This is a genomic window from Ruegeria sp. AB10 (genome assembly GCF_056542745.1).
The window spans coordinates 554,393-572,171 of the sequence record NZ_JBQGAI010000001.1; the positions used below are offsets into that span (position 1 = coordinate 554,393).

The 17,779-nt window shown below is 60.0% G+C and carries 22 protein-coding genes and 1 tRNA gene; 10 read left to right on the top strand and 13 right to left on the bottom strand.

The window, feature by feature from the left end:
* Positions 1-114: 114 nt before the first annotated feature.
* The 4 genes from ACR0NT_RS02755 to ACR0NT_RS02770 all read left to right on the top strand — a co-directional run bounded on the left by ACR0NT_RS02755 (position 115) and on the right by ACR0NT_RS02770 (position 3,399).
* On the top strand, positions 115-891 hold the full coding sequence (locus ACR0NT_RS02755; protein WP_170441672.1) for an ATP-binding cassette domain-containing protein: 777 nt from the start codon (positions 115-117) through the stop codon (positions 889-891).
* A gap of 33 nt (positions 892-924) precedes the next feature.
* Entirely contained in the window at positions 925-1,638 is a 714-nt protein-coding gene (locus ACR0NT_RS02760) for a transporter substrate-binding domain-containing protein (protein ID WP_170670951.1), read from the top strand.
* A gap of 70 nt (positions 1,639-1,708) precedes the next feature.
* On the top strand, positions 1,709-2,596 hold the full coding sequence (locus ACR0NT_RS02765; RefSeq protein WP_170442937.1) for an ABC transporter permease: 888 nt from the start codon (positions 1,709-1,711) through the stop codon (positions 2,594-2,596).
* A complete protein-coding gene (locus ACR0NT_RS02770) occupies positions 2,593-3,399 on the top strand; it encodes an ABC transporter permease subunit (RefSeq protein WP_170670949.1) in 807 nt (268 codons plus the stop codon). The genes ACR0NT_RS02765 and ACR0NT_RS02770 overlap by 4 nt, the downstream gene beginning before the upstream one ends.
* A 102-nt stretch (positions 3,400-3,501) precedes the next feature.
* Here the strand turns inward: ACR0NT_RS02770 and ACR0NT_RS02775 are convergent.
* A tRNA-His gene (locus ACR0NT_RS02775) sits at positions 3,502-3,578 on the bottom strand.
* A 47-nt stretch (positions 3,579-3,625) separates the two neighbouring features.
* Entirely contained in the window at positions 3,626-4,108 is a 483-nt protein-coding gene (locus ACR0NT_RS02780) for a GNAT family N-acetyltransferase (protein ID WP_170670947.1), read from the bottom strand.
* Positions 4,109-4,185: 77 nt separating this feature from the next.
* Between ACR0NT_RS02780 and ACR0NT_RS02785 the strand changes: the two genes are divergently transcribed.
* Entirely contained in the window at positions 4,186-4,374 is a 189-nt protein-coding gene (locus tag ACR0NT_RS02785) for a DUF6324 family protein (protein ID WP_170670945.1), read from the top strand.
* 4 nt (positions 4,375-4,378) lie between these two features.
* On the opposite strand, the gene ACR0NT_RS02790 is transcribed toward ACR0NT_RS02785, so the two are convergent.
* Positions 4,379-4,810 (bottom strand): MmcB family DNA repair protein, encoded by a 432-nt coding sequence (locus ACR0NT_RS02790; protein WP_170670943.1) that lies wholly within the window; start codon positions 4,808-4,810, stop codon positions 4,379-4,381.
* 113 nt (positions 4,811-4,923) lie between these two features.
* Between ACR0NT_RS02790 and ACR0NT_RS02795 the strand changes: the two genes are divergently transcribed.
* A complete protein-coding gene (locus ACR0NT_RS02795; protein WP_170670941.1) occupies positions 4,924-5,244 on the top strand; it encodes a metalloregulator ArsR/SmtB family transcription factor in 321 nt (106 codons plus the stop codon).
* Positions 5,241-5,666 (top strand): SRPBCC family protein, encoded by a 426-nt coding sequence (locus ACR0NT_RS02800; protein ID WP_170670939.1) that lies wholly within the window; start codon positions 5,241-5,243, stop codon positions 5,664-5,666. The genes ACR0NT_RS02795 and ACR0NT_RS02800 overlap by 4 nt, the downstream gene beginning before the upstream one ends.
* A gap of 166 nt (positions 5,667-5,832) precedes the next feature.
* On the opposite strand, the gene ACR0NT_RS02805 is transcribed toward ACR0NT_RS02800, so the two are convergent.
* The 6 genes from ACR0NT_RS02805 to ACR0NT_RS02830 all read right to left on the bottom strand — a co-directional run bounded on the left by ACR0NT_RS02805 (position 5,833) and on the right by ACR0NT_RS02830 (position 10,611).
* A complete protein-coding gene (locus ACR0NT_RS02805; RefSeq protein ID WP_170670937.1) occupies positions 5,833-7,257 on the bottom strand; it encodes a PIG-L family deacetylase in 1,425 nt (474 codons plus the stop codon).
* 145 nt (positions 7,258-7,402) lie between these two features.
* Positions 7,403-7,699: a hypothetical protein gene (locus tag ACR0NT_RS02810; protein WP_170670936.1), complete on the bottom strand. Its 297-nt coding sequence runs from the start codon at positions 7,697-7,699 to the stop codon at positions 7,403-7,405.
* A 59-nt stretch (positions 7,700-7,758) separates the two neighbouring features.
* Positions 7,759-8,241, bottom strand: a complete 483-nt coding sequence (nusB, locus tag ACR0NT_RS02815) for a transcription antitermination factor NusB (RefSeq protein ID WP_170670934.1) — start codon at positions 8,239-8,241, stop codon at positions 7,759-7,761.
* A complete protein-coding gene (locus tag ACR0NT_RS02820; protein WP_170670932.1) occupies positions 8,238-8,789 on the bottom strand; it encodes a 6,7-dimethyl-8-ribityllumazine synthase in 552 nt (183 codons plus the stop codon). Before ACR0NT_RS02820 ends, nusB begins: the two co-directional genes overlap by 4 nt.
* A gap of 2 nt (positions 8,790-8,791) precedes the next feature.
* Positions 8,792-9,913 carry a 3,4-dihydroxy-2-butanone-4-phosphate synthase gene (gene ribB / locus ACR0NT_RS02825; protein ID WP_170670930.1) on the bottom strand — a complete coding sequence of 374 codons (1,122 nt, stop codon included), beginning with the start codon at positions 9,911-9,913 and terminating at the stop codon, positions 8,792-8,794.
* Between the two features lie 110 nt (positions 9,914-10,023).
* Positions 10,024-10,611 (bottom strand): riboflavin synthase, encoded by a 588-nt coding sequence (locus ACR0NT_RS02830; protein ID WP_170441635.1) that lies wholly within the window; start codon positions 10,609-10,611, stop codon positions 10,024-10,026.
* 137 nt (positions 10,612-10,748) lie between these two features.
* Here ACR0NT_RS02830 and ACR0NT_RS02835 point away from each other — a divergent pair, with 137 nt between their 5' ends.
* The 3 genes from ACR0NT_RS02835 (at position 10,749) to ACR0NT_RS02845 (ending at position 15,269) form a co-directional block, all read left to right on the top strand.
* Complete coding sequence (locus ACR0NT_RS02835; protein WP_170670928.1) at positions 10,749-12,047, top strand: capsular biosynthesis protein; 1,299 nt, start codon at positions 10,749-10,751, stop codon at positions 12,045-12,047.
* A 124-nt stretch (positions 12,048-12,171) separates the two neighbouring features.
* Entirely contained in the window at positions 12,172-13,269 is a 1,098-nt protein-coding gene (locus ACR0NT_RS02840) for a polysaccharide biosynthesis/export family protein (protein ID WP_170670926.1), read from the top strand.
* A complete protein-coding gene (locus ACR0NT_RS02845; protein WP_170441625.1) occupies positions 13,269-15,269 on the top strand; it encodes a capsular polysaccharide biosynthesis protein in 2,001 nt (666 codons plus the stop codon). Before ACR0NT_RS02840 ends, ACR0NT_RS02845 begins: the two co-directional genes overlap by 1 nt.
* On the opposite strand, the gene ribD is transcribed toward ACR0NT_RS02845, so the two are convergent.
* The 4 genes from ribD to ACR0NT_RS02865 all read right to left on the bottom strand — a co-directional run bounded on the left by ribD (position 15,266) and on the right by ACR0NT_RS02865 (position 17,776).
* Positions 15,266-16,366 carry a bifunctional diaminohydroxyphosphoribosylaminopyrimidine deaminase/5-amino-6-(5-phosphoribosylamino)uracil reductase RibD gene (ribD, locus tag ACR0NT_RS02850; protein ID WP_170441620.1) on the bottom strand — a complete coding sequence of 367 codons (1,101 nt, stop codon included), beginning with the start codon at positions 16,364-16,366 and terminating at the stop codon, positions 15,266-15,268. The genes ACR0NT_RS02845 and ribD overlap by 4 nt on opposite strands.
* Positions 16,363-16,833 carry a transcriptional regulator NrdR gene (nrdR, locus tag ACR0NT_RS02855; RefSeq protein WP_170324479.1) on the bottom strand — a complete coding sequence of 157 codons (471 nt, stop codon included), beginning with the start codon at positions 16,831-16,833 and terminating at the stop codon, positions 16,363-16,365. Before nrdR ends, ribD begins: the two co-directional genes overlap by 4 nt.
* A gap of 121 nt (positions 16,834-16,954) precedes the next feature.
* The gene (locus ACR0NT_RS02860) at positions 16,955-17,368 is read right to left on the bottom strand and encodes a secondary thiamine-phosphate synthase enzyme YjbQ (RefSeq protein ID WP_170670924.1); all 414 of its coding nucleotides are present in this window, start codon (positions 17,366-17,368) and stop codon (positions 16,955-16,957) included.
* Positions 17,369-17,386: 18 nt separating this feature from the next.
* Positions 17,387-17,776 carry a hypothetical protein gene (locus tag ACR0NT_RS02865; protein ID WP_480442588.1) on the bottom strand — a complete coding sequence of 130 codons (390 nt, stop codon included), beginning with the start codon at positions 17,774-17,776 and terminating at the stop codon, positions 17,387-17,389.
* Positions 17,777-17,779: the final 3 nt, after the last annotated feature.

Sequence of the window (17,779 nt, forward strand, 5' to 3'; positions counted from 1 at the left end):
AATACCTATGGTCAATTTGGCCGTTTCAGCCCCCGATGATGTCAATTGCGCATTGCATTGCCCCGATTTTTAAGCCCTAGTACCGCACCAACACCGACAACACATGGGCCATCCGTGACAGATTCCACTCCCGTCATCGAAATCACCAATCTCCACAAAAGTTTCGGCAATCTGGAAGTGCTGAAGGGCGTCGATATCACAGCAAGACGCGGGGACGTTGTTTCGCTGATCGGGTCGTCCGGTTCAGGCAAGTCCACCCTGCTGCGTTGCTGCAACCTGCTGGAAGACAGCCAACAGGGCGAGATTCTGTTCAAGGGCGAGCCGGTGCGCTGGTCCGGCAACGCACACCACCGCCGTCCTGCCGACCCGAAACAGGTGATGCGTATCCGCACCAATCTGTCGATGGTGTTTCAGCAGTTCAACCTTTGGTCCCACATGACCATTCTGCAAAACGTGATGGAGGCCCCCGTCACCGTACTGGGCCGCGACCCGAAAGAGGTTGAAGACAGCGCCCGCAAATACCTGGAAAAAGTTGGCATTGGCGACAAATGTGACGTCTATCCGGCGCAGCTCTCCGGTGGTCAGCAACAGCGCGCCGCCATCGCCCGCGGCCTGTGCATGGAGCCCGAGGCGCTGCTGTTCGACGAACCGACCTCGGCGCTGGACCCCGAGCTTGAGCAGGAAGTCATCAAGGTGATCAAGGATCTGGCTGCCGAAGGCCGTACCATGATCATCGTGACCCACGACATGAAAATGGCTGCTGATATCTCCAGCCACGTCGTGTTCCTGCATCAGGGCCTGATCGAAGAAGAGGGCCTGCCGGAAGATATCTTTACCTCCCCCGAATCCGAGCGACTTCGGGGCTTCCTATCCGCCACAAAGGCGGCTTAACTTCAGATCAGAAAACAAACAGGGGAGTATCCAATGAAAAAACTGATTCTGACTACTGCGGCTCTGGCTTTGACCGCCGGCATGGCCATGGCAGACACCATCCGTCTAGGCACCGAAGGAGCCTATGCGCCGTGGAACTTCGTCAACGACGCAGGCGAAATCGACGGGTTCGAGCGCGAACTGGGCGATGAGCTGTGCAAGCGCGCCAATCTGGACTGCGAATGGGTCAAGAACGACTGGGATTCGATCATTCCTAACCTGGTATCGGGCAACTACGACGCCATCATCGCGGGCATGTCGATCACCGACGAGCGTGACGAAGTCATCGACTTCACTCAGAACTACACGCCGCCGGATCCGTCGGCCTATCTGGCTATGTCCGATGACGTTGATCTTGCCGGTGGCGTGATCGCGGCTCAGACCGGCACCATTCAGGCGGGCTATGTCGCAGATTCCGGCGCGACTTTGGTCGAGTTCGCAAACCCCGAGGAAACCCTCGCAGCCGTGCGCAATGGCGAAGCGGATGCGGTTCTGGCGGACAAGTCCTTCCTTGCACCCTTCTCCGAAGACGGTTCGGGCCTGCTCTTTGTTGGCGACGAAGTACCGCTGGGCGGTGGCGTCGGCATGGGTATCCGTGAATCCGACGGTGAGCTGAAAGAAAAGTTCAACGCAGCCATCCAGTCCATGAAGGACGACGGCAGCCTGAACGAGCTGATCACCAAGTGGGAAGTGTCCTCGACCTTCTGATAAACTCTGCGGCGTGCCTGCCCCTAGGGCGCGCCGCCTCCTGAGCCCTTGCCAGTCAAAGAGGCCCGCCATTTTCTCGTTCTGTACTGATCCCGAAACGCTCGGCACGTTCCGTTGGTTTTCCTGCTATCTGACCAACGGTGTGCATTGGGTGTTCTACCTGTCCTTCTTCAAGGTCCTGCTGCTGCTTGCAATCACCGCTCCGGTTGCATTGGGCTTTGGCTTTTTAGGAGCCATGGCGGCCCGGTCGCATTTCCCACCGCTCAGCCTGCTGGGCAAGGGCTATATCGCCATCGTACGTGGCGTGCCGGACATCGCCTTCTTCATGTTCTTCGTGATCGCGCTGGATCAGGCGTTCGAATGGACGCGGCACAAAATCCTCTGCCCGGAATGGACTGATCCTATCCGGCAAGGCAATGACTTTATCGTCTGTCAGGCCGCCAAGCTGCCGCTGGGAAGCGCACCGGAATGGGTGCACGAAACCTACGGTTTCTTTCTGGCTGTTGTCACATTCTCTATCGTTTTCGGCGCCTTCGCGGCCAACGTCCTGTTCGGCGGGATGCGCGCCGTGCCGCACGCCCAGCTGGAAACGGCCGAGGCCTACGGTATGACCCGCCGCCAGACGTTTTGGCGCATCCTGGTGCCGCAAATGTGGGTCTATGCCCTGCCCGGCCTGTCAAACCTGTGGATGGTGCTGATCAAGGCCACGCCGCTGCTGTTCCTGCTGGGCATCGAAGACATCGTCTATTGGGCGCGCGAACTGGGTGGCTACAAGAACCCGAAATTCACCCAATACCCGCATGGCGACTGGCGCATGTGGTACTTCCTCGCCCTGTTGGTGTTCTACCTGGGCATGACCCGCGTATCAGAGATTGGCCTTGAACGCCTGATGCGCCGCCTGTCTCACGGTCAGGCGACCTCGGGCGGAGAGCTGCTGCGCAAGGAGACCACCGCATGAGCTGCTTGCAAACGATTCAAGACTACGGCCTGCGCTCGATCGGTATTGGTGAGCGTATTCTGCCCCGAAGCGATTTCACCCTGTGCGAGCATTTCACTCTGATCGGCTCGGGGATGATCTGGAACATCTATTTCGGTGTCATGGCGCTGATGACCGGGTTCTTTCTGGCCACGGCGCTGGCATTGGGCAAGGCATCCACGAACAAATGGCTGCGCAAACCGTCGGAATGGTTCATCTTCCTGTTCCGGGGCTCACCACTGTTCATCCAGTTCTTCTTTGCCTACTTCCTGTTCCTGTCGCTGAAGCAGAGCTTTCCGTTCCTCGGCGCGCTCACCTCCGCCTGGCTGGGTGCGCTGATCGTGCTGTTCTTCAATACCGCAGCCTATTCGGGTGAGATCTTCTATGGCGCGCTGCGGTCGATCCCGAAAGGCGATATCGAGGCTGCGGATGCCTATGGCATGACCGGCTGGTCCCGGTTCCGTCGCATCATCTGGCCGACCATGCTGCGGCTGGCATGGCCCGCATACACGAACGAGGCGATCTTCCTGTTCCACGCCACCACGCTGGTCTTCTTCTCGGCCTTCCCGGTCTGGCAGCAGCGCGGAGACGCGCTGTATTACGCGGGCTATTTCGCGGACAAGACGTTCAACCCGTTCATCCCCTACCCGATTCTGGCCTTCTACTTCATCCTGCTGACTTTGGTGGTCATTTGGGGATTTGGCATGGTCAACAAGCGGCTGAACCGGCACTTGCCCGTAGCAAAGCGGAGCAAAATGAGGCTGAGGCTGAATCTGGCGCGCTGATCACAGGCGCGCCAGCCGTCCATTCGACCTACGAAATCCGAAAAACGAAACAGCTGACAAATGCGCGTTGTTCGCGTTGTATCTGATGCTGTTTGAGAGAGATGGTACCGCCTCCCTGGCTTGAACAGGGGACCTCTGGATCCACAATCCAGCGCTCTAACCAACTGAGCTAAGGCGGCACTCGTGAGGGGCGATGTACCGAACGTACCGGGGGAATGCAAGAGGATTAAAGCCGAATTCTCCAGCTTTGTTCGACAAGATCGACCCCAAAGGAATGCACCGGTTTGCTGTCCAACAACTGCCACCCGTTCGCCCTATACAACGCACAGGCCGCCCTGTGGCTTTCATGAGTCCACAGCCGCATTTCCGTGTAGCCGACACTGCGTGCAAAGCCCGTGCAGGTGTTCAACATCCGCTTTCCCAACCCCTGCCCCCGAACTTCGGGCAGCAGCAGGAAAAGCCGCAGTTTTGCGGTTTGATCATCCAGCGCGACGCAAAAGATACTGCCCAGTCTTTGTCCTGTGCGCTCAGCAACCCAGCCCCGCTCGCGCGTCGAATCGTGATCGGCGGTAAAATCGTCCAGAACGCGCCGAACCAGAGCCCCAAACGAGGCGTCGAACCCTTCATCCCGCGTGTAAAGCCTGTGGTGCTGCTCTATCAGCCATGGCGCATCTGTGGCGTGAAAAGGTCTGATCCGGACATTCTCCATGACGTATCTGACCGCAAAGGCAGCTTGATTCTCAACCCTTTGCGCGCTAGCACGAACGCTCAGTCCCGGAGGCGAACATGGGCATCAACACCGAACGCGACATTCAGGCCAACCTGCAGATCGGTCCCACCGATCAGGGCATGATACGGCTGTTCATCGAGGCAGATGGCATCGAGATTCCGATGGATTTTGATCCCGAAGAAGCCGAGGAAATCGCGGACGAAATCCGCGCGGCCGTGCAGGCCGCCCGGGCGGTCAAAAGCTGATCCTTCAGATTCGGGGATCCCGCAGTGTCTGCAACCTGCGGGCAGCGTCACGGGCAAATTTCTGAACCATCTTCTTGCGCCGCGCCGGAGCAAGCTTGTCTTCCGGCGCCATACGCACAATCTCGGCATCATAGGCGTCAGCGATGATCAGGCCGGTTTCCGCAGGCAACAGCTCGGTCGGAAAGTCGGTGTCGACAGCCCAGAAAAACCGATCGCACCACTCAAGATAGCCCTGCCATTTGGAATCCGACTGATAATCCGCACGGCTGGATTTACATTCGACTACCCACAGTTCACCCTTGGGGCCCAGCCCCATGACATCGACGCGCATTCCCCGGGCCGGCACGAATTCTTCAACCGAAACAAAGCCATGCGTCAGAAGATGGCGAGCGACGCCACGCGCCAATCGTTGTCCGGGTTGAAGATCAAGTGTCATTTGAAAAATGTGAACAATTGGTGAACAAAAATCAAGGGCGACTTCGCGCTTGACATGATACCTTTTGGCTTCCCATTATATGATACCAAACGGTACTCTTTAGGGCGATGCACATGCACTCAAAAACTCAAAACACATTTCGCGCACTTGCCGACCCGACCCGCCGGGACATCGTGCAGCTGCTGGCCGCGCAGGATATGACCATCGCGCAGCTGACCGAGCGGTTCGACATGACCCGCGCAGCCGTCAAAAAGCACCTGACCGTTTTGTCGGATGGTGGGTTGATCACGGTCGAAGCGCGCGGGCGAGAACGGATAAATCGATTGGAACCCAAGGGAATGGCCCCTGTCCTGGACTGGCTCAGCTTTTTCGACCAGTTCTGGGACGAACGCTTGAACAACCTGAAAGAAGCCATTGAAAGGAAAGACAGATGACTAAAGCCATTCTGCAAAAAACAATCTTTCTGCGGGCCGAACCGGAAATCGTCTGGGCCTATCTGACCGACCCCGACCGGCTGGCCGAGTGGTTTCACAAACCCGAACGTCCTCTGGCAGCGGGGCAAAAGCTCGAGATGTTCGGGACCACCAGTGGCGATCTGCTGATCTGGGGCGAAGTGCGCGTTGCCCGCCCGCCGGAATATCTGGAGTACACATTCACCGTAAAACCCATGGGCGAGGCCGTCAGCGTAGTTAAATGGACACTGGAACCGGTCGCCGGGGGCACCCGACTGGCCCTGCAACACGAGGGCCTGCCGCAAGGTGCTGATGCTTTTGGCCTGATCCTGTCACTGGACAAGGGCTGGGACGAACACTTTGGCCAGATGCGCACCGCTTTGCACGAAACTGTTGATGCCTGACCCCTTGTGCAAACCCGCCGCAACCCCTAGGTAGGCGCGTGGCGGGTTCTGCCCTTCTTGTGACTGGTAGCATTCTGGTGGCCTTAAGCAATTCCGAGGGGGCTGGCTCTGTTCAGGTCCTGGCCTGATTACCTGGCGCCCACCTGTACATACAGGTCCTCGGGAATCACACCGCACGGTTGACTGGTGGTCCCGCCACATCCCCCCGCTGATCGTCGTCCGAAAGATCCTGTTTGACGAACACCTCGTCCGACAGAGCGAAATCATACAGGTTCCGCCCCTTCCACTGCGGCAAGTATTCGTCGAACAGCCGGTTCTTCTGCTCGGGCCAGGACGGTACAACGAGGTCGGCACCGGCAAGCCCGACACCAAAGCTTAGAACATCTGCGTCCTGAAACCGTCGTGCCGCCTGCAGGACCGCATGATGCAGCAAGACATGTTCGATATGACCGTATTCTCCCACGTTGTTGTGGGTGATAATGGTTGACGGCTTGACCTGCTGCATCAGGCCGAAAGCCGATCCACTCAGCAGCCCGAACAGAGGGTGGCGGCCCAAAGGGCGCAGTACTTCAGGAGGGTTGTCCGCCGGCTGCGACGGCATCTTGATAAAGCGCCGCAACCTCCTGTGGTCGTTTTCGACAGCAAAGGGAAACTGAATTCTCCGGGCCCCGACCGCATCGCATACACGCTGCATGGCCGCCTCGCGCGTGTTGGTATCACGGCGGTTGGGCGCAGGTCGAAAGAAGCTGGCGACCGTTACATCCGCCTTGCCCTTCAGGCGTGACAGGGTCGAGCCGCAAAACAATGTCTCGTCATCCTGATGGCACACGCAAAGCAATATCCGTTGGCCCATCAGGCTTTCGAGGCTGGCATTGCCCGTGACAATATCCGCCCCGATCGTCAACACATCGTAGTTGGCGCTCTGGATATCCTGAAACCGCGAAGAGGTAACCCGGCGGGCCCGCCCCTCTGTGATCATTTTCTCGGAACTGGCCTGGACATGGCCGTTCTTATTATCGCCCTGCAACAGATAGCACCGCCTCGCCAGCCCTGGCCAAATGGCTTCGACCTCTGCGCTTCTGGTTTTCTTCAGGGCATCCAGGTGCACCAGGTCAATCGGACCAAATGGCTGCTCCGCTGCGGCTTGGCGTAAACCTTCGATGGCATCTGACATGTATAGTTTGACACGCCCAGGAAACCTGCCTTCCAGCCACTTGAAGACAATCGGAACATAGATGTCCACCGGCGGCCAGGACGCCCTTAGCCGCTGCCCAAGATCAATCCCGATGAACTTGAGCGCAGGATTGGAGTGCAGCGCCAGCAAGGCTGCATGCCCCCCGGCAACGCCGACCTCGACAAAACAGGAACTCTCCTGCGCCAACAGGTGCAGAGCCCGCCGCTTGGGTTCCATCCCGGGCACCAGATCGCCCAGATGGAAATCTTGCTGCATGTGACCGTAGCAAACGTTTCCATTGATAGCGACAGTTTCACCTGCCCGCTTTAACCCATCAGCAATTGCAAGGTTAAGGTTCTCAAGATCCTCGCGAAAGGCCCGAGAGGCGATGACCTCTTCGTAAGAACTGGTGTTCACAGTGTATGCTCTTTTGCTGCCGGTTGACGTGTTTGACCGACATCAGATGGCAACATGTTCTGACATTCAAGCGGTTTGCACGCGATCGGTGCGAAAAGGCCGGTAACGCGAACTGATCCTCAACCCGGCTGCGCTGAAACCTGTATCAGCGATTTTCCACCTTGACCGTCGCGGGCTGGAATTTGACGGCTACCGGCGTGCCGCGGCGCGGACCCTGTGGCTTTTCGGCCATGCTCATGATCGCATAGGCAAACTGCACCCCGGCGAATACGATCCCGTTCATGAACCAGATCATGCCAAGCGCGATCAGGCCCATTTCCGAACTTGTAATCAGATGGCGCAGATTGGCGACATTCAGGGCCAAAAGGACTCCGACAAACACTGCGGAAATCACAAATCCCCAGGCAACCTGAGTGATATACAGCCGGATCAGTTTGGGCATGGCGACTCTCCTTGCGCTCTGACATTCAGTTTAGCGCATATAAGTCACGCGTAAAGGCGTCAGAACGCCTCGGGCTGAGCCTCGCGCGCCATGTGATCCAGAACTGCGTTGACGAATTTCGGTTCCTTGCCTTCGGGAAAGAAAGCGCGGGCCACGTCAACGAATTCGGTGATGACCACCTTGGGCGGCGTGTCGCTCTGGGTCAGTTCCGCCCCCGCCGCACGGAAGGTGGCGCGCAGGGTCGGGTCGATGCGTGCGATGGGCCATTTGGCCACCAGCGCGCGGTCGGTCATCTGATCAATCGGGGCCTGATAATTCACGGCATCCTCAACCAGCTTGCGGAAGACGCTGGTATCGCCGTCCAGCATTTCCTCGCCCTCATAGACGGCGCCAAACCGGTGATCCAGAAACTCGTTCACAACCTGTTCGGTCGTCTGGCCCGACTGCTCCATCTGGAACAGCGCCTGCACGGCGTAAAGCCGGGCGGCGGATTTCATCAGGCGTTTCTGGTTGGCCGGTTTCGGCGCGTCTGTCTGGGTCATGCTGTCGTGGGTCCGTTGCTGTCGCCCGCCACAAGGATGGACTCGGACGGGGGCTTGAAGCCGACGCCCTTTTGTGAGGCGCCCCACTTACGGCTGAGCGCGATCAGATGCAAGGCCGCAGCGGCTGCTCCGCCGCCTTTATTCATCTTTTCGGGATTTGCGCGGACTTCAGCCTGATCGTCATTTTCCACGGTCAGGATACCGTTGCCGATCAGCAGTCCCTGCAGACCCATCAGCTGAATGGCACGGCTGGAGTCGTTGCAAACGGTTTCATAATGCGTGGTCTCACCCCGGATCACGCAGCCCAGCGCCACATAGCCGTCGTAGTTGCACTGGCGGTCTGCCATGGCGATGGCAGTTGGGATTTCCAGCGCGCCGGGAACCTCGACCACGTCGCAGGAGCCGCCTGCGGCCTCGATTTCGGCCTTGGCCCCAGCCACCATGTTGTCGGCGATGGCGCGATAGAACGGGGCCACCACCAGCAGCAGTTTCACCGGTTTATCGAATGTCGGGGTCGGCAGGGCGCCATGCTTGTCTTGTTCAGCCACGATCAGTCTTCCTTGAGGATTGAGCGGGTGCCGACGATGGACAGTCCAAACGCGTCGAGCCCCAGATATACGGTTTCAGGCGAGTCGGTCAGCAGCACCAGTTCCTGAATACCCATCTTGGACAGGATCTGCGCGCCCAGGCCAGTTTGCTTGATGGTGCGGGGGCCTTCGTCCTCAGCCGCATAAAGCGAGTTGCGCGGCTGGCGGAACAGGCAGACAACGCCGCGGCCTTCCTCGGCGATCTTTTCCATCGCGCGGGGCAATTCGCGCGAGGATTTCGGACCAAGGCCCAGAATGTCCGGCGCTTCATGCAGGGCGTGGGTGCGGGTCAGGACCGGCTCGGGCGTGGTGATGTCGCCCTTGATCATGACGACGTGCTCGATGCCGTGGGTCTGGTCGGTGAACAGGCGCATCTCCCACTCGCCACCATATTCCGACGTCACGGTTTCACGCGAGGTTTCGACCACCAGATTGTCGTTGCGCGAGCGGTAGGTGATCAGGTCGCTGATCGTGCCGATCTTCATGTCGTGCTCTTTCGCGAACTCCACCAGATCGGGCAGACGCGCCATGGTGCCGTCGGGTTTCATGATCTCACAGATCACGCCCGAGGGGTTCAGCCCGGCCAGACGCGAGATATCTACGGCGGCCTCGGTATGTCCCGCGCGCACCAGAACCCCACCCCGCTTGGCACGCAGAGGGAAGATATGGCCGGGAGTGGCGATATGGGCCATCGTGTTTTGTTCGTTGATCGCAGTCGCGACGGTCAGCGCACGGTCGGCGGCTGAGATACCGGTCGACACGCCCTCACGCGCCTCAATCGACACGGTGAACGCGGTTTCGTGGCGGGACGAGTTGTTCACCGCCATCATCGGCAGGCCCAAAGTTTCCACACGCTCAGCGGTCATCGGCAGACAGATCAGCCCACGCCCATGGGTGGCCATGAAATTGATCGCCTCGGCATCGGCGAATTCCGCGGCAATCACCAGATCGCCCTCATTCTCGCGATCTTCGTGGTCGACCAGAATATACATCCGGCCTTTGCGCGCCTCTTCGATGATATCCTCGATCGGGCTGATCGCGGCGCGCAGTTGCGCTTCGACGGGTCCGGGGGTTTCAAAGCTCATGAGGCAGCCTTTCGCAGAGCATGTTTGAACGGGTGGATAGACCACGACGCGCCCAAAGGCCAGCCCGCAGACGGCAAGGCCCGGTCAGGACGCGACGTTGCTCTGGCGCTTCAGGACATCTCGGCCAGACGCGCGACATAGCGGGCCAGCGTGTCGATCTCGAGGTTCACCTTGTCGCCGACCGAGACATCACCCCAAGTAGTGACCTCTTTGGTATGCGGGATAAAGTTGATCCCGAAGTCACAACCATCCACATCGTTGACGGTCAGAGAGGTGCCGTTCAGCGCAACCGATCCCTTGGGCGCAATGAACCGGGCCAGTTCTTTGGGCGCGCGCAGGGTAACGCGCGTGCTGTCGCCTTCGTCCTGAACGGCGACCACTTCGGCCACGCCGTCCACGTGACCCGACACGATATGCCCGCCCAGTTCGTCACCAACCTTCAGGGCGCGTTCAAGGTTTAAACGTTTGCCGACCTGCCAGCTGTTCAGATTGGTTTTCGATACCGTCTCGGCGCTGATCTGAACGTCATACCAGTCATCGCCCAGTGCAATGACGGTCAGGCAGACACCGTCGCTGGCAATCGAGGCCCCGATATCGATACCCGCCGTGTCATACTCCGTCTTGATCCGCGCCCGCAGGTCGCCCTGTTGATCCAGTTCGGTGACGGTGCCCACATCGGTGACGATCCCTGTAAACATTCCGCTAACCCTTATTCCTGACCTGGTCCAATGTTCCCCGCCGAGGTAAGCCCAACCAGCCTTACGGGCAAGCCCCACCTTGCCGCAAATGACCGAAACGGGCATAAATTCATCAACAAGCGGCCAGAGCAGAATTGATGTCATCCCCCGAAACAGACCTGAAACGCCGTGTCTTCCTGTTTCTGCAGGGGCCGCATGGCCCGTTCTTCAGCGGGCTTGCCAGGATGCTGCGATCCACCGGGGCTGAGGTCTGGCGCGTTGGCTTCAACGCTGGCGATCAGGTATTTTGGTTCGACAAATCATCCTACATCCCCTTTCGCGACGCACCCGAGCACTGGCCGGACCGGCTGTCGGACCTGATCGACGACCGGGGCATCACGGATATTGTCCTTTATGGCGACACACGCCCGGTTCATGCCCAGGCAGTAAAGGCTGCGCAGACCAAGGGCGTCACTGTCCATGTCTTCGAGGAAGGCTATTTGCGCCCTTGGTGGGTGACGTATGAGCGGTTCGGCTCGAACGGCAACTCACGCCTGATGTCGCTGGCCGTCGGGCAGATGCAGCGGGCATTGGATCAGTCGGTGCTGCAGGTCCCACCACCACCGTCGCATTGGGGGGATATGCGGCAACACATCTTCTATGGGGCACTGTATCACTGGTTCGTGTTGTTCCTGAACCAGAGCTATCGCAATTTCCGGCGACACCGGGACCTGCCCGTCTCAAAGGAGTTCAGGCTGTATTTCAAACGTCTGGCCTTGATGCCGTTTCACCGGATACAGCGTCGGTGGGCAACGGCGCGGGTGGTGGGCAACGCTCACCCTTACCATCTGGTCCTGCTGCAGTTGGGGCATGACAGTTCGGTTCAGGCGCATTCGGACTATTCCTGCATGTCCGATTTCCTTGAGGACGTTTTTCGGGGCTTTGCCGACGGCGCCCCGGCGCATCACCGGCTGGTGGTGAAGGAACACCCGCTTGAAAACCACCGCGAGCCTCTACACCGCCGCGTGCGCCAAATGGCAAAGGCGCATGGGATCGCGGATCGTGTCCACTATGTACCCGGCGGAAAGCTTGCGAAACTGCTGGATGGGGCCAATTCGGCTGTCACGGTCAACTCGACCGCCGGGCAGCAGGTTCTGTGGCGCGGCATTCCGCTGCGCATTTTCGGCCGGTCGGTTTATGACAAGCCCGAGTTTGTGTCACGGCAGCCGCTGGCCGCGTTCTTTGCCGATCCAATGCCCCCGGATCGGGCGGCCTATCAAAGCTATCGCCGGTTCCTGTTGAAAACCAGCCAGGTGCCCGGTGGCTTCTATTCGCATCGCGGCCGGCGACAATTGTTGCGGGGCGTGGCGGACATGATGCTTGATGCCAAGGACCCCTATCAATCGGTCCTGTCCCACAAAGAGGCGCTGACGCCACAGTTGAACGTGGTTGAGTGAAATCGACCGCTTGGCGCTAGAAGTTGTCGTGCGAACCGGGTAGCCTGCGCCAAACAAAAGACTATACAAAGACGACTGAGGATAACCGGCAGTGCAGCGCTTTCCAATCCGATGGATAAGGGAGATGTCCCTTGTGGCCGCAATTGGCCTGTTGGCCGCGTGCCAACTTCCCAAAGCGGGTCCCAACAAATCCGAAATTCTGTCGGGTTCGACCGCAAATGGCGGCAATGCCTTTGTGGTCGAGGTCGATGACCGGGTTGCACGCGCGACGTCAGCTGTCCCAAAATACGGGTTTTCTGCCGCCTTCAGCAGCGCGCCGAACCTGACCGCCGATACGGTACGGGCCGGCGATGTTCTGGGCCTGACGATCTGGGAAAACGTCGATGATGGCCTGCTGTCAGGCGAACTCAGCGCAGCCACCGCGCTTGAGCAGGTACAGGTGGACAGCGACGGTTTCATCTTTGTGCCTTATGCCGGACGCATCCGTGCCGCTGGCAACACTCCCGAGCAACTGCGCCAGTTGATCACCAGCAAATTGCAGGACCAGACCCCCGACCCACAAGTCGAAGTGCGCCGCACCGCAGGCAATGGGTCAACTGTTTCGCTGTCTGGGGAAATCGGTGCGCCCGGCGTTTATCCGATCGAACGACCCAGCAGAACCTTGCTTGGAATGCTTTCTCAAGCTGGAGGAGTCGCCGTTGGCTCGGACATCGCGCTTGTGACACTGATCCGCGGCAACGATCGCGGAACCGTCTGGTATGACGACCTGTTCCAAAACCCCAAGCTGGACGTCGCGCTGCGCGGCGGTGATCGCATTCTGGTCGAGGCGGACAGCAGATCCTACATCGCTCTGGGCGCAACCGGCCAATCCCGCGTGGCATTCGACACCCAAGACCTTTCCGCGCTTGAGGCTCTGGCGCAGGTGGGCGGGCTGCAATCGCTGTCTTCGGACCCGACCGGTATCTTCATTCTGCGCAGGGAACGGCAGGACATCGCCCGCTCGGTCATGGGCCGTCAGGACTTGCAGGGCGACCAACGCATGATCTACCTGCTGAACCTCACCGCCCCCAACGGGTTGTTTATTGCCCGCGATTTCGTCATTCGGGACGATGACACAATTTACGTCACCGAAGCGCCGTATGCACAGTGGAGCAAGTCGATCTCTCTGATCGCGGGTGGCCTGACGCCGCTTGCAAATGTCACCACACTGACGGGCGGCTGATGCAATCCGACGCAACAGCCGGGATTCAGCGTACCCGGCTGTATGTCTATAATGGCGGATTTCTGACCCAACGCCGTGTCCGGCGCATCCTCAACCTCTCTGGTTATGACATTCGTCTTGGCCTTCCCAGCGAAGGCGATGTCGTCGGCGTTTGGGGCAACAGCCCGACGGCCCATCGCGGCGAAAACATCGCCACCAGACGCAATGCCCCAATCCTGCGGGTCGAGGATGCTTTTTTGCGTTCGCTTCATCCGGGGCGGGCTGGAGAGCCCCCGCTGGGCCTGCTGCTCGACCGGTCAGGCATGCATTTCGACCCGGCGCGGCCCTCCGATCTTGAGACTTTGCTGGCCACCCATCCGCTGGACGATACCGCGCTGCTGAACCGGGCCAGATATGGCATCGAACGGGTGCGCGAACTGCACCTGAGCAAGTATTCAGCCGTCGACCCTACCCTGCCGCCCCCCGACCCCGGCTATGTTCTGGTGGTCGATCAGGCGCATGACGACGCCTCGGTGATCGCCAGCAAGGGCAACCACGCGCGGTTTCGCGAGATGCTGGTCATGGCGCAAGAGGAAAACCCCGGCGCCCGCATTCTGATCAAGACGCATCCGGAAACCGTCGCCGGGCACCGAGGCGGATATTTCTCGGAACAGGACCTGTCCGACAGGGTCTCGATCATCGACACGCCCGTCAGTCCCTGGACCTTGCTTGAGGGTGCGACAGGCGTCTACACCCTGTCCTCGCAATTCGGGTTCGAGGCCATCATGGCCGGACACAAACCGCGTGTCTTTGGCCAGCCCTTTTATGCTGGCTGGGGCCTGACACAGGACGAAGAACACTTTCCACGCCGCCAGCGCAATCTGACCCGGCCGCAATTGTTTGCGGCGGCGATGATCCTCTATCCCACATGGTATGACCCGTTCGGCGACCGGCTGTGCGAACTGGAAACCGTTCTGGACACGTTCGAGGCACAAACGCGTGCATGGCGGCAGGATCATAAGGGCTGGACCGCGTCCGGAATGCGCCTGTGGAAACGCAAGCACCTGCAGCAGATGTTCGGGCGCGAAAAAAAGATCAGGTTCACGTCTGAACCGCCAGAGGCGCCCGACCGCCCGCATATGGTCTGGGCCAGCCATTCTCGTGGGGCCGAAGACGCCATCAGGATCGAGGACGGGTTTCTGCGGTCTCGAGGGTTGGGCGCCAGTCTGGTGCCGCCCCTGTCTCTGGCAACTGATGATCTGGGCATCTATTACGACCCGACACATCCCAGCAGGCTGGAAGAGCTGATCGCCACGCGCGAGACCCTGCGTCCGGATCAGGAAATGCGAGTCGAACGTCTGGTGGCGCAGATCCTTGCAGGTCAGCTCAGCAAGTACAACACCGGGGGCGCGGCCCCCGATCTGCCCGAGGGGCACCGCATTCTGGTACCGGGTCAGGTGCACGACGATGCCTCGATCCTGTTGGGCACCACCACGGTGCGCACCAATACCGACCTGCTGCGCGCAGCGCGCGAGGCGAACCCGAATGCGATCCTGATCTACAAGCCTCATCCCGATGTCGAAGCCGGGTTGCGCGACGGAGAGATCGAAGACGAAGGCCTTGCCGACGTGATCGCCAGCAACACCGATCCGGCTGCCCTGCTGCTGCACGTGCAGGAGGTCTGGACCATGACCTCTCTGCTAGGGTTCGAGGGGCTGTTGCGCGGGGTCCGGGTAACCACGCTTGGCGCGCCTTTCTATGCTGGCTGGGGTTTGACGCAGGATCTGGGAACGGTTCCGGTGCGGCGGGGTGCGCGCCCTTCGATGCTGGGATTGGCTCATGCCGCCCTGATCGACTATCCGCGCTATCTGGACCCGGTTACCGGACTACCATGCCCCGTCGAGGTCGCAGTGCAACGCCTGACCGAAGGGTATGAGCGTAAAGGCGGCCCGTCCTTAAGGCTGTTATCTAAACTACAGGGTGCGCTTGCCACGCAGGCGCATCTATGGCGCCGCCGCTAGCGCAGCGACCGCACCCAACGGTGCAGAACGTCCGGCCCGATGGCGCGGGCTTCGATCAACTCGAACCGCGGCGCCGCGTCCAGTGTTTCCAGCCCCAGCGATCCGATGGCCGACAGCCCCTCGGCCCCGATTGTCAGGCCTGCGCTGAAGCCTACCAGTTCATCCACAAGATCATCGACCAACAAGGACGCGGCGAGCGCCGATCCACCTTCGCAGAACACCCGCGTCAGCCCCGCCTGTCCCAGTTGCTGCAACAAGTCGGCAGCATCGATATGATGTTCCTGCAGGGCGCAAGGGATCAGACGTGCGCCCAACCCTTGCCAGGCGCGGGCGCGCTCGGGATCCGGGGACGGGCCATGACACAGCCAGACCGGTATCTGCGACGCCGTGCGGGCCAAGTGCCCCATCAGCGGGATGTCCAGGTGGCGTGAAACGACGACCCGTACCGGCTGCGCCTCAATCCCCAGATCGCGGACCGTCAGCGACGGGTCATCCGCCCGCGCTGTCCCGGCCCCAACCATCACTGCATCATGACGTGCACGCATCGCGTGGACCGCCCGTCGCGCCTTTGGTCCGGTGATCCACTGGCTGTGACCGCTCGAAGTCGCGATACGCCCGTCGAAACTGCTGGCCAGTTTGAGCGTCACAAATGGCCGACCCTGTTCCGTCTTCAGAAAGAACCCGGCGTGGTCCCGCGCCGCCTGCTCGGCCAAAACGCCGGTGGTGACCTCGATCCCAGCCTCGCGCAGCATGGCAAACCCCTGCCCGGCCACGCGTGGATCACTGTCTTCGATTGCCGAAACCACCCGCGACACTCCGGCCTTGATCAGCGCCTCGGCGCAAGGGGGGGTCTGGCCGTGATGGGAACATGGCTCTAACGAGACATAAGCGGTCGCTCCGCGCGCAGCTTCACCAGCCTGTGCCAGCGCCTGCGTTTCGCCATGCGGGCGGCCACCGGGCTGTGTCCAGCCGCGCCCCACAATCCGGCCGTCGCGCACGATTACGCAGCCCACAGCCGGGTTGGGCCAACACGTACCCTGACCGCGCTGACCCAATGACAAGGCCAGCGCCATATATCGCTTATCAGTTTCGCTCACTCGTCCGTCGAAGGCTGCGGCGGTCGCAGTTCGTGGACAAACTCCTCGAAATCATCGGCCGCCTGGAAATTCTTGTATACGCTTGCAAAGCGAACATAAGCCACGGTGTCGATCCGCGCCAGAGCTTCCATGACGATCTCGCCGATCTTGCTGGAGGGGATGTCGGTCTCACCCATGCTTTCCAGACGCCGAACGATGCCCGAGATCATCTGGTCGATCCGATCCGGCTCAATCGGGCGTTTCTGCATCGAAATCCGGATCGAGCGTTCCAGCTTGTCCCGGTCGAAATCCTCGCGTTTTCCATTGGTTTTGATCACCACCAGATCGCGCAGCTGCACGCGTTCATAGGTAGTGAACCGCCCCCCACATGCGGGACAAAACCGGCGTCGGCGGATCGCAACGTGATCCTCTGCCGGGCGTGAATCTTTGACCTGAGTGTCGATATTTCCGCAAAACGGGCAGCGCATCCGCCGTCTCCTCGTCCCTTGTTCGGCCTCTTTTTGTAAGCAATGCCGCTTACTTATCCACAACTATAGGGTAGCCGCTAGGATTTGGGTAGTCGGAATTTTTCACCGCTATATCGTGAATCTACGCGAAATGCGCCGCAACCTTTCGATGGTGCGGCGCGGCGCGATGTTCGAACAGGTAAACCCCCTGCCACGTACCCAAAACCGGTCGCCCGGACGCAACCGGGATCGTCAGCGACACCGGCAAAAGCGCGGCCTTGATATGGGCAGGCATATCGTCCGGGCCTTCATAAGTGTGGCGCAGATACGCCATCGCCGGATGATCCGACGGCGGTACAAGCCGGTCGAAAAAGGCGTGTAAATCCGTCTGCACTTCGGGGTCTGCGTTTTCCTGAATGACCAGAGAACAAGAGGTGTGCCGCACGAACAGGGTCAGTAACCCATCACACCCAACCGAACCCAGCCACCGATGTATGTCCGGGGTGAATTCGTACAGGCCCGGACCCCGCGTCGAAATCGTAAACTCGGTCTGCATCAGGCGGCCGGCCCTCTATCAGCGATCGAAGGGGCGCACGTTGCACCGGCCATTGGCAGCCGAAACGGACATGCTGTACCCCGGCTGGAACCCTGCCGAGAAGATACCACTGCTTTGCTGCGAAGCCCCGCCGGGCGGAGTGAGCGAGAACTGCACCGCCGTTTTGCGGCCCGTCGCCTCGCTGGGGCCGTATCCGCGTTTGACATAGATACGCTGCTGCCAGCCTGCCCCTAAAGTTCTGCGCGCAAAATCAGCCGCGGCACACCAATACCCGTCCACGTCGGTGCGCCCTCTGGGGATCACTTCAAATTCCGTGCTGCTTAGCGCAACCGTCTGGTACCCCAGGCGACCGTTGAAGGCCGAGGCCGGAGTACTCAGTACAAGCGCTGCAAATACTGCGTAAGTCATGAC